Here is a 10,925-nt window from a genome sequence, read left to right as displayed (position 1 = left end):
AGATTTGCTGGTTGATTTTAACAAAAATCCAAAAACCGCAAAAATCCGCTATGAATTGAGCAAGTTGATAGAAAGGGGATTGGTTAAAAAGATGGATAGATCTAATTACTATATAGTTACAAAGAAAGGGTGGGTTTGGATGTGGTCATGCTTATTTCAAAAAGACTATTTCGTAAACCCTTTGTTATCAATTAGTTTTAAACAGGAGTTGCAACAAATCGCAAACCAAAGGAAAAAAAGCACTACCCGAATAAGGCAATTAAACACTCTTCTATCCCAGATATATCAAGACATTCGGCTAGTTGCATAAAAGAAAAAAACGTGAATTTTTTTCGCGTTTTTAAACTATAAAAACTTAAAGACCAAAAACTTCTGGTTTTTAATTGCGTACCCAAAGTGCGCCGGCAATCTGTCTGCCAAATATGTTATCAACATCTGCCATCTACGATGACGGGTTGGATAAAAATTGACTCACTATAAATTTCTTTGGTCATTGCATAGCCCTCGTGAGTGAGAAAAAGCACCTCGTAGAGGTGCAATAAACTCAAGTTAACTGCGAATTGGTTCAATTCTGACTCTCTCCTAATGCTAACAGTTCTATTTGAAGAATAGCTGTTAATCCATATTCCGAAACTGACATATTAACTTTTTTTAACCCCCCCCCCGATTATGATTTATATCATGTTTGTGCCTATTTTTGTATATAATCAAAAATTACAAACAACATTATCCCAAATGACACCCACATTTACTTTCTTTAATCGACACACAGATAAATTTGAAATCCACTCAAATTTACACCATAAATACTTCTTCTATCTAATTATCATTCTTTGCTTTTTAAATGTTTTCTTAATGCGATGTTGACTAGGTTGTAGTTAGCATTGTAATAAGACCGTATTTGAAAATAATTTCACATAATCCAAGAACCCAATGAGTAAAGAAAACCTGTTCCCCCCCGAAATAATTGAATATACTGTAGAAAACCATTTCTCGGAAAACAATAAGCGTTTCAGATTAATTTACGTTGGGATTGTAGTGGCAGTTATGGTCGCAATAATAATGCTTCCTCTGGTCAAAATAACCGTCAGCACACCAGCCCGAGGAATCATCCGCACGCAATTTGAAAACATCAATATCCAGGCATCAATACATGGACAAGTTGATTTTTCAGACATTCATGAAGGACAACATGTTCAGGCAGGAGATACGTTATTAGTATTGCGAACCGACAGAATTAATGAGCAGATAAATCACGCTATTGCTCAGAAGAAAGAAAACAAGGAATTTATTAGAGACCTTGATGTTTTACTCTCAGGTGATTTTAACGTCGGGTCACCAAAATATAAGCAAGAAGCCTTTCAGCATCTTGCCAAACTCGAAGAAATGAATGTTGCTTTTGAAATGGTTGAAAAAGAATACGAGTTGGCTCAACATCTTTTCCAAGAAAAGGTAACAGCGAAAATGGAGTATCTCCAAGTGAAAAACCAATATGAATTATTTCAATCTCAATTAACTCTGTTCCAAAAACAAACCAGAAACAGTTGGGAATCGGAAAAAACCAGAATCGCAAGAGAAAACACCCAATTAAAATCAAATATCAGACAGTTGCGGGAGGAAATGACTCAGTTTATTATAACAGCTCCGGCTTCAGGTGTATTGAGTAAAACAATTGGAGTTCAAGCTGGAAGCTTCGTGAACCCGGGGCAAATCATTGCCCAAATTTCACCCGATGACGAATTAATTGTTGAGTGCTATATATCCCCAAAAGATATTGGGTTTATATACCCCGGCCAGATGGTTCGAATTCAGGTTGATGCTTTTAATTATAACCAATGGGGATTAATAATTGGAGATGTAATTCATGTTTCGGAAGACATCATTTCTCTTGAGAACAACCCCGTTTTTCGTGTTCGTTGCAGGATACATCAGAATTACCTTGAGTTAAAATCAGGACACAGAGGCTACATTAAAAAAGGAATGACAGTTACCGGCAGATTTGATCTGACCCGAAGAAGCTTATTCCATCTTTTATTTGATAAAGTAGATAACTGGCTAAACCCTCAAATCCAAAATATATAATCATGTCGATAAAAATAAAGGAAAGAGATATTACAGACTGTGGTGCGGCATGCCTGGCATCTGTAGCTGCACATTATAAATTAAAGTTGCCGGTTGCCCGCATCCGACAAATGGCAGGAACAGATAAAAAGGGAACCAACTTGCTGGGAATGATAAAAGCTGCAGAAAAAATGGTGTTTACTGCCAAGGGGGTAAAAGGGGGAACTGATGCCCTGCCTAAAATTCCGGTTCCAGCCATAGCACATGTTATTGTAAGGGATGTTTTACACCATTATATTGTTGTTTATAAAGTATCTGATAACATTGTGGAATTTATGGATCCTGGCGATGGACAAATGCATAAACAATCGATTGAAGAATTCGCGAAAGTTTGGACAGGGGTCTTAATGTTGCTGGCTCCGGGAGAGGATTTCTCCGCAAGAAATGAAAAGGTATCCAATTTTAGCCGATTTATTTATCTGCTGAAGCCCCACAAAAGCATTCTCACACAAGCACTGGCAGGAGCTATAATATATACATTGCTCGGACTTAGCACTTCAATATATCTTCAAAAAATAACCGATCATGTTTTAGTAGGAGGCAATACAAACCTGTTGAACCTGTTAAGTGTGGCCATGGTTGTCCTATTGCTCTTTCAAATATTTATTGGGGTATCAAAAACCATTTTGATGTTACGAACAGGACAAAAAATTGACGCACAATTGATTTTAGGATACTACAAGCATTTACTAAAACTTCCGCAACGGTTTTTCGATACCATGCGGGTTGGAGAAATCATCTCCAGAATTAATGATGCTGTAAAGATTCGGGCATTTATAAACGACACAGCGGTTTCTTTGGTCGTGAATGTGTTTATAGTGGTATTTTCTTTTGGTTTAATGTTTATATACAGTTGGAAACTGGCACTGATAATGGCCATTGTTATGCCATTATACATTGTTATATACGCGGTAACTAACAAGCTAAACAAAAAGCGTGAACGCAAATTGATGGAACAAGCAGCTGATTTGGAAAGCCAGTTGGTTGAATCATTAAACTCAGTAAAAACAATTAAGCAGTTTGGATTAGAAGATTTTGCCAATATTAAAACAGAAACTCGATTTATATCGCTTTTAAAAACTGTTTATCATTCGGGTCTTAACTCTGTTTTTTCCTCAAATTCATCGGAATTTCTAAACAGAATTTTTACCATAATTTTATTATGGGTCGGATCGTATTTTGTCATAAGTCAGAGCATAACTCCAGGCGAATTGCTCTCATTTTATGCCATACTAGGATATTTAACGGGCCCTGCGGCAGGACTCGTTGAGATGAATAAAACCATACAAAATGCATTAATTGCCTCCGACCGATTGTTTGAAATTATGGATTTGGAGAGGGAGTCGGATGAAAACAAAATAGAACTTAAAAAAGAGAACTTAGGAGATATCAGATTCCAGCAGGTCTGTTTTAGCTATGGGACCAGGGTAGAGGTGTTTAAAGATTTTAACCTTACTATACCAAAAGGGAAGATGACCGCCATAATTGGAGAGAGCGGATCCGGGAAAACGACATTGGCAGGGCTTCTGCTAAAATTATATCCACTGAATGGAGGAGCCATTTATATAGGGGATCACAAAATAGACTACTTCACTAACAAAAGTATGAGAACCATAATCTCAAGTGTTCCCCAAAAACTGGATCTGTTTGCCGGCAATGTTATTGAGAACATTGCCGTAGGCGATTTCGAGCCGGATATGGAAAAGATCCTTGAAATCTCCAATCAACTTGGAATTCTTGAGTTCATTGAAAAACTACCTGCCGGCTTCAACACTTACATAGGAGAAAATGGCGCGACACTTTCCGGTGGCCAGAAACAAAGACTGGCTATTGCAAGAGCCTTATACATAAGCCCTGAAGTGATAATTCTTGATGAAGCAACCTCATCTTTGGATTCTGAATCTGAACATTTTGTACAAAAAGCATTGGCAAATTTACTGGACAATGGCAAAACCATTATTGTGATAGCTCACCGTTTAAGCACAATAATGAATGCAGATAAAATTGCAGTTCTGGAAAGTGGAGTCCTGATAGAAGAGGGATCGCATTCTGAGTTATTTCATAAAAAAGGGAAATATTATCAAATGTGGCAAAGACAAATGCCTGCATTAAGTGAATTAATAAAATCAGATTTCTAACTTAACCTTATGTAGTCATGAATTTTATTAAACAAATTGAGAGGTTTCAGATGATAAACAAACTCATACGAGAGCAGCGAACCGGCTCCCCAGTTGAGTTTGCATCCAGACTGGGTATAAGCCGACGACAACTGTACGCCCACTTTGAAGAGTTAAAACTTTTGGGATTAGAGGTATCCTACTCCCGAAAGATAAATTCATTTTACTTTAACAACAGGAAACATTTAAAAATTGAGTTTAATCTTGAAGTATTGGAGAATGAAGAAAAAAATAAAACTTTTGGCGGAAAATGCATAAATTTACTTCAGTGCTTTTTTTATGCACGGAACGACCATCATTTAGCAGTATGATTGGAGTTTCTGACATGCTAGCTAACCGGAAAACCTCCATGATTGGGAAATGACCAACGCCCGGAGATGGTTGGAGAGATATTAACAAATTTCGTTATGAATAATTTAGAATTAAAAGAACTTAGTGTTCAGGAAATGAAAGAGAATAATGGAGGTGCTTTTTTAACAAAGGCAATAATCCTTACTTGTATCCTCCTATTTGCTTCGGCACAAAAAGCAAATTAACCCAGGATCTGAGGAGCAAACTTGCTCCTCAGATTGTTCTATATGCATTATTTAATTCATCTAAAATTGGTAGCCACCTCCCTTATACGCATCATTAGGGAAATAGGATTGTTCTATTCTTTTTTGTCGGCTTTGCTCATAATTAGCTGTTTATCTTGGATTTATCATTTGGAAAGTGAATGGGTAAAATCCTCGATCTTGATTTTTTTAGTTTTCTTTATTCATACTACACGCAAAGATGCTCCTCATCTGAGATTACATTTTAAAAGAATGTATTTCATATACTTAAGTGATTATCTTATAATCTCAATGGCTGTTTTGCCAGTTTTCTTTTTCAAATCACAATATTTTGGTCTTGGTGTTTTTTTGGCTTTTGTAATATTTATTTCTAATAGTCAGTCCGGGAATGCAATTAAACAAAACATTAAGCTTCCATATATTGACGCTTTTAACCCTATTGTAAAATCCGCCATAAGGGCTAACTATGCGTTCATATCCATTCTTCTTGTGCTGGTTTACTTTTCTTTGATTATAAATTCTAGTCTCGTGGCCTATAGCGCATTGAATATTTATATAGTAGTAATATCACAGTTAAATTCTCGTGGTGACGATAATTACAATATAAGAAACAGTATTTCACCTAAATTTTACTTAACCGGAAAGATTAAAAGCGGACTAAGAGATTATTTGGTACTTATTCTTCCATTATTGCCTACTCTCATGTTTTTCGATCAAGGATATCGTTACAGTACCCTAATTGCCTTTTTCACAGGAGCATTATTATATGTTAGTATAATCTTATCTTTTAGTGCTTTTAATAATCGTTTATACAAAGTCATATTCTGCCAATTGTTTATAATATCGCTATACGTAGGAGTAATCTTAAATCTTTTTGTTTTGGCATTTTGGCCTTTATTATTGTTCTCCCTGAGTACAATAAGTATGTATAACCTGAAAAAATCAATAAGATGGTAAAAATTCTAAACTTATATAAAACCTACCCCGGCACATTGGTTTTTGAGGATTTTAGCTATGTGTTTCCTCAGGGCATAAACGGATTAGTTGGAGCCAATGGGGCGGGAAAAACAACTCTGTTTAATTGTATTTATGGAATTGAGTCATATAAGGGTTCTGTTATTAAACCTTCATATATCTCGTATCTGCCAAATGAACTTTACTTTTATCCAAGAGTCAGGGCCGAAGAGTACTTGGAATTTGTGTGTAAACTAAAAGGAGTTTCCATTAATCGAAAAAAGATAGATGAGCTTAACAGTCATTTTAAGCTTCCCCTTAAAAAATACGCTTCTGACTATTCTACCGGAATGAAAAAGAAACTTGGGTTGATATCTGTTTATTTAGTCGACAGTAATCTTTACTTGCTTGATGAGCCATTTAACGGACTGGATCTGGAGGGGAGTATTGTTTGCAAACAGCTAATTAAAGCAATAAATAAACCGGATTGTACTATTTTGGTCGCATCACATCTTTTAGAGAGCCTAAAAGGTATTAGTAGTGCTATACATCATTTAAAACCTGGAGGAAGTATAGCCAAATATAGATCAAAAGATTTTGAACAATTAGAGAGAGACCTTACTTTTTTGTTTAGTTCTGAAAGTTTAAAATTGTAGGTTTTTTATTGCGCACCTACGGCGCGCCGGATTTCATATTGTCAATTACTTCTATCAACATTCGCCATCTACGATGGCGCTTGTGGTGTGGCAAATCTGTATGCAAATTCAGTGTTTGATTGGACCTGTCTTTTGCAAGATAAATTATTTTATCAACAACTTCACCTTTGCGATGGCCTATGTGGAACAGACTTATTTGCATATAATGCACTAGTTTTCGTAGAGGGCAAATGGTGATAGCTGGATATTGTGACATGAATTATAGCACCTCGTAGAGGTGCATTCTATGGTTAATATGTTTAGTAATGTTGACAAAATAACATTACAGAGTATGAAAAAGCACCTCGTAGAGGTGCAATTGTTAATAACACAAACTCTACCTCATTCAATTATCGGCCAACTGTCTGGCTGATTTTTTAATGGCGGCCATATCTTCCACCCTGAACTCTCCCAGAAACGATATAAGAATCTTTCGCGTGTCTCCATCAAACAGCACATGACATTCATTGATGTTTTTGCGCCGCCGATGCACAAAAACCATCAGATCATTTTCCTCAGCCATTTCTACTTGCTGGAAAGGCGATTTTGAAAGAGCATTCATAAGCTGATTAACAGCTTTTTCGTTTTCCTTATTACAAATGGTTAACCTGATCTCTTTTAACGAGCCTGTAACTTGTTGCTGATGCTCACTATCTGTTTTATCCAACAGGAGTTCTAACATGTCGATTACATTTTTGGAAAAAGACATTGTGGTCACACCACTCTGATCTTTCAGGTCAGAGAACATCTCATCAGATGCCTGGTTTTGAGCCGGAATTACCAGAAGAACCAGTAATATCAGAAATAATAAGACAGTTCTCATGGGTTCTCTTCTTAAGATTAACGTTTAATTTTCTTCCAACACGTTTATGTGCTCAAGGAAAATTACCTCAACACATTCAACCGTCTGTCACCATCAATCTCCATACCTTCCGGAATTTCTATGGTAACAGATACCCTTTGCTTTCTGAAACTTGAGTTTTCGGGCAACTCAAAAAAGCGGTTTAACTCCAATATTGAGTCCTTCTGATTCCAGAAGTATTCAATTTTCGATGCATTTTCAAATGCATCATATTTGTTTCTCCCCCTGGCATGTCTCTCAATGGAGATCAAAAATTCAGGCGCATTCTTTCGCACATAAATATTGGCACGTGCAGATACCGTGATCTGGTCGTTGTCTTTATTGACATAGAAATCTTTAAAATAAACCGCATCTTTTCTTGCTTCCTTATTTGTATGTTTTACAAACAATTTTTTTCCAGCAAAATCATCCAACAAAAATTCCTCTTTTATATACTCATGTGTGCTGAAGCTTTTTGCAATCCAGCCGCCACCGATTGAGAGCACTCCTATACTTACAAACCATAGAATAAGACCTGTTGCACCAATATATTTCCCGCCTCGCTTAAACCTGAATACCAAATGCAAACCCAAATAGAAGATCATTATAAACGGAATTGCCAGAAACATAAACAAAGCAGAGGAGAAAAACCACGGTATTTCGGGGAAGAAGATCAATGGCAGTCCTGCGATCCATTCACCTCCGGGGATGTATTCAGCCAACCCGACAAACGGAAAAATCACCATTGCGATGGTTGTGAGTACCACAAACGAGACCAGCATCAACAAAAAGCCAAAAGCAACACCTAAAATCCTGAAAAATGTATTTGCTTCTGATGTTTTATAGGGTTGGCGATTCTTTGCCAATAACGGTTCTCCTCCATACATTTGCATTCGCTGCTCAATGGAATAGGCTTTTGGCATTACTATCCACAAAATAAGATAAGGTAAGAACGATAGCCAGAAAAACGGACCTAGAAAAATACCCAGAATAAAGAGTAACCTGAAAATTATTGGATCAATGTTGAAATAAGCACCTAAGCCACTACATACCCCTCCCAGTATCCGGTTATGTACATCACGATACAATCGCTTTTTTACCGGTTTGTAAACAAATCCCCCGGTACGGCCGGAAGATTCTTCCCCGACGATGGGCTCATCGGTCAGCTTATAATCATCCGGTGACCCCAATACTTTTATAACATCCTCAATATTGCTGAGGTTAACGGCTCTTTCGTTTTCTCTGGTAAGAGGAAGAAGAAGTTCTGCAATTCTACCCTCAATATCGTCCAAGGTCTCTTTCTTCCCGGGATCGCTGCCCAAAGCTTTTTCCACCTGTTTAAGGTATTGCTCAAGTTTGGTATAAGCATCCTCTTCAATATGAAATGCCATACCCGCCAGGTTTATATGTATCGTCTTTTTCATCCGAAAATAATTTAGTTAATTAATTGGCCGAATGGAACTTCCATGAGCTGTTATTTTCGTGCTCTTGTTGTGAGTTGCTCACTCATGGGCGTTTCATTTGAAAATAATTTGTTTATGTTATTGACCACATAGTACTCGCCGGAAATAATCATCTTCTGTATGAGTCTGGTTTTGACTTGTCAGTTTTGGCGATTCTCATGGCTTAACTCATAATTATAATGAAATATAAATTTAACTTTACCAAGGAAAAAATGGCAACCATCGAAGGATTCCAAACATGATGGATATTGCAACCAAAACACCGATTACAATTAAAAAACCCTTAAACGCTGTTCGAAAAATCAGTCCAGATATCAACAATACCACCACAAAAGGAATCAACCCTGGAAAAACAGTCCACGTAAAGGGGAAATGTGCAAAATGTATAAATGGCAAAAAGAAAGCGGTAACTTGTCCTACCATTATCAATCCCACCAATACTGCAATCACAATCAGGGCTGTTTGGTCGCGTTTCTCCATTCTTTGAAGATACTCTTCACCTTTACGGTACGAATCGCTTTTTCTAAATTGGCTAAATTGTTCTTTTGCCTTTCCATATTGCTCCTTCATGGCTTTTTCTATATTGGATATGGTGACATTTTCGCCGCGCATCTCAAGCTTTTGTGACAAGGTGTACGCGGCGGGAACCGCAATCCAAAGAACTATATATACTACCAACCCTGTTCCAAAACTGAAGAAGGTGAGTAAAACGAACAGAATTCTTACAAATACCGGATCGAGATTAAAATAGGCAGCAAGACCGGAGCATACTCCACCCAACACTTTATCATCAATATCTCTGTACATTCGTTTGCTGCTTCGGTTTGATCCTGCTGATCCGGCAGATGCAAACTCTGACTCAGGAATTTCCTCGCCATCGGGAATAAAATCTTCGGGCTGACCCATAATAGCTATCACCTCATCCACCATGGAAAGGGTGATTACGCCAGTTTTCGGATTAATTCTTTCCAGGAAAAGTTCACGGAAACGATTTTCTATGTCGTTGATGATCTCCTGTCCCCCGTCCTTTCCGGAGAACCACGATTCAAGTTTCCGTAAATAGTCGTTTAACCGACCATAGGCATCTTCATCAATAAAGAAGGCCGTTGATGCTATGTTTATTGAAATGGTACGTTTCATTTGCTTATATATTTTTAAATGGCAACATGAAACTCGCCTCGAAGTGGTTCACAATAATTCGGAATTAGCATCTGCGCAAGGCGGAAGGCTGTTTCCCAATTTGAGAAAATTGCAATCGTGGCTAGTTTCATATCTTTGTTTTTAATTGATTTTCAGCAAAGTTATTACTCAGTTATTTGCTCAGAATTACGAATAAAGGCTACTGCGTCCACCAACTCCTTCCAGGAGTCGTCAAGTTCATTCAGAAACTCTTTCCCCTTATCCGTGATTTCATAGTATTTCCTGGGTGGCCCCTGCGATGACTCCTCCCATCTGTAACCTAACAGCTCGGCATTTTTAAGCCTGGTCAGGAGCGGGTATAAGGTTCCCTCCACCACTATCATTTTTGCCTCCTTTAACTTATTGATGATGTCGGATGCGTACGCATCATGATCAGACAAAACCGAAAGGATGCAATATTCCAGAACCCCTTTGCGCATTTGCGCTTTTGCATTTTCTATCTTCATATTTCATTTTTTTATCAATCAATATCATAACCCATTCATTGTGCCAATAACAATGGCCGGAACCAGTCGTACAGAACCTGCTTTGTTATCTCCATTTCTAATTGAGTCAACAGGTGCTGTAAATCCAGATGCTCTCTCTTCCTGCAAAGATTGTTCGTGAGGCAATCTGCAAGTTCCGTTTTGCATTAACCAAAGGAACAGAAATCCCAGGTAGAAAGCACCTTTTCTGATTTTTGAATTCATTCTGCTCATGTCACATTTTTTACATCATGTTAATACCATGTTGTTGGTAATGCAAATATATGATTTTTTTATAGTACCATGCAATACATGGTACTATATTTTTTTGTTTTTTTTTAAAAAATGTTGCGCATCTACTACGCACCGGATTGGGAATCCCATTTTAGCCATCAACATTTGCCACCTAGGCGGCAGGTTTAGATGGAACGAATAATCGTCCTCGTAGAGGACAAA

11 protein-coding genes are annotated in these 10,925 nt (G+C 37.5%); 5 read left to right on the top strand and 6 right to left on the bottom strand.

Annotation, left to right across the window (positions count from 1 at the left end):
• Positions 1–933: 933 nt before the first annotated feature.
• The 5 genes from B5X70_RS16505 (at position 934) to B5X70_RS16485 (ending at position 6,462) form a co-directional block, all read left to right on the top strand.
• Entirely contained in the window at positions 934–2,082 is a 1,149-nt protein-coding gene (locus tag B5X70_RS16505; RefSeq protein ID WP_079559011.1) for an HlyD family secretion protein, read from the top strand.
• 2 nt (positions 2,083–2,084) lie between these two features.
• Positions 2,085–4,259 carry a peptidase domain-containing ABC transporter gene (locus B5X70_RS16500; RefSeq protein WP_079559010.1) on the top strand — a complete coding sequence of 725 codons (2,175 nt, stop codon included), beginning with the start codon at positions 2,085–2,087 and terminating at the stop codon, positions 4,257–4,259.
• Positions 4,260–4,276: 17 nt separating this feature from the next.
• Positions 4,277–4,609, top strand: a complete 333-nt coding sequence (locus tag B5X70_RS16495) for a hypothetical protein (protein WP_079559009.1) — start codon at positions 4,277–4,279, stop codon at positions 4,607–4,609.
• A 96-nt stretch (positions 4,610–4,705) separates the two neighbouring features.
• Positions 4,706–4,834 carry a hypothetical protein gene (locus B5X70_RS18525; protein ID WP_262481310.1) on the top strand — a complete coding sequence of 43 codons (129 nt, stop codon included), beginning with the start codon at positions 4,706–4,708 and terminating at the stop codon, positions 4,832–4,834.
• A gap of 968 nt (positions 4,835–5,802) precedes the next feature.
• Complete coding sequence (locus tag B5X70_RS16485; RefSeq protein ID WP_079559007.1) at positions 5,803–6,462, top strand: ATP-binding cassette domain-containing protein; 660 nt, start codon at positions 5,803–5,805, stop codon at positions 6,460–6,462.
• A 16-nt stretch (positions 6,463–6,478) separates the two neighbouring features.
• Here the strand turns inward: B5X70_RS16485 and B5X70_RS16480 are convergent, their stop codons facing one another.
• The 6 genes from B5X70_RS16480 to B5X70_RS16455 all read right to left on the bottom strand — a co-directional run bounded on the left by B5X70_RS16480 (position 6,479) and on the right by B5X70_RS16455 (position 10,703).
• Positions 6,479–6,664 (bottom strand): hypothetical protein, encoded by a 186-nt coding sequence (locus tag B5X70_RS16480; RefSeq protein ID WP_079559006.1) that lies wholly within the window; start codon positions 6,662–6,664, stop codon positions 6,479–6,481.
• A 183-nt stretch (positions 6,665–6,847) separates the two neighbouring features.
• Positions 6,848–7,324, bottom strand: coding sequence for a DUF4252 domain-containing protein (locus B5X70_RS16475; RefSeq protein WP_079559005.1), 477 nt, complete (start codon positions 7,322–7,324; stop codon positions 6,848–6,850).
• 62 nt (positions 7,325–7,386) lie between these two features.
• Positions 7,387–8,766, bottom strand: coding sequence for a PspC domain-containing protein (locus B5X70_RS16470; protein ID WP_079559004.1), 1,380 nt, complete (start codon positions 8,764–8,766; stop codon positions 7,387–7,389).
• Between the two features lie 237 nt (positions 8,767–9,003).
• The gene (locus tag B5X70_RS16465) at positions 9,004–9,945 is read right to left on the bottom strand and encodes a PspC domain-containing protein (RefSeq protein ID WP_079559003.1); all 942 of its coding nucleotides are present in this window, start codon (positions 9,943–9,945) and stop codon (positions 9,004–9,006) included.
• Positions 9,946–10,109: 164 nt separating this feature from the next.
• Positions 10,110–10,451 carry a PadR family transcriptional regulator gene (locus B5X70_RS16460; protein ID WP_079559002.1) on the bottom strand — a complete coding sequence of 114 codons (342 nt, stop codon included), beginning with the start codon at positions 10,449–10,451 and terminating at the stop codon, positions 10,110–10,112.
• Positions 10,452–10,475: 24 nt separating this feature from the next.
• Positions 10,476–10,703, bottom strand: a complete 228-nt coding sequence (locus B5X70_RS16455; protein ID WP_079559001.1) for a hypothetical protein — start codon at positions 10,701–10,703, stop codon at positions 10,476–10,478.
• Positions 10,704–10,925: the final 222 nt, after the last annotated feature.

The organism is Alkalitalea saponilacus, from assembly GCF_900168165.1.
Classification (GTDB): domain Bacteria; phylum Bacteroidota; class Bacteroidia; order Bacteroidales; family Marinilabiliaceae; genus Natronoflexus; species Natronoflexus saponilacus.
This window is presented reverse-complemented; position numbering and strand designations above follow the sequence as displayed.

Excerpts from the sequence above, each read along its gene's own strand:
- B5X70_RS16505 (WP_079559011.1), top strand. The coding sequence starts at position 934 with ATGAGTAAAGAAAACCTGTTCCCCCCCGAAATAATTGAATATACTGTA.
- B5X70_RS16500 (WP_079559010.1), top strand. The coding sequence starts at position 2,085 with ATGTCGATAAAAATAAAGGAAAGAGATATTACAGACTGTGGTGCGGCA.
- B5X70_RS16495 (WP_079559009.1), top strand. The coding sequence starts at position 4,277 with ATGAATTTTATTAAACAAATTGAGAGGTTTCAGATGATAAACAAACTC.
- B5X70_RS18525 (WP_262481310.1), top strand. The coding sequence starts at position 4,706 with ATGAATAATTTAGAATTAAAAGAACTTAGTGTTCAGGAAATGAAAGAG.
- B5X70_RS16485 (WP_079559007.1), top strand. The coding sequence starts at position 5,803 with ATGGTAAAAATTCTAAACTTATATAAAACCTACCCCGGCACATTGGTT.
- B5X70_RS16480 (WP_079559006.1), bottom strand. The coding sequence starts at position 6,664 with ATGCAAATAAGTCTGTTCCACATAGGCCATCGCAAAGGTGAAGTTGTT.
- B5X70_RS16475 (WP_079559005.1), bottom strand. The coding sequence starts at position 7,324 with ATGAGAACTGTCTTATTATTTCTGATATTACTGGTTCTTCTGGTAATT.
- B5X70_RS16470 (WP_079559004.1), bottom strand. The coding sequence starts at position 8,766 with ATGAAAAAGACGATACATATAAACCTGGCGGGTATGGCATTTCATATT.
- B5X70_RS16465 (WP_079559003.1), bottom strand. The coding sequence starts at position 9,945 with ATGAAACGTACCATTTCAATAAACATAGCATCAACGGCCTTCTTTATT.
- B5X70_RS16460 (WP_079559002.1), bottom strand. The coding sequence starts at position 10,451 with ATGAAGATAGAAAATGCAAAAGCGCAAATGCGCAAAGGGGTTCTGGAA.
- B5X70_RS16455 (WP_079559001.1), bottom strand. The coding sequence starts at position 10,703 with ATGAGCAGAATGAATTCAAAAATCAGAAAAGGTGCTTTCTACCTGGGA.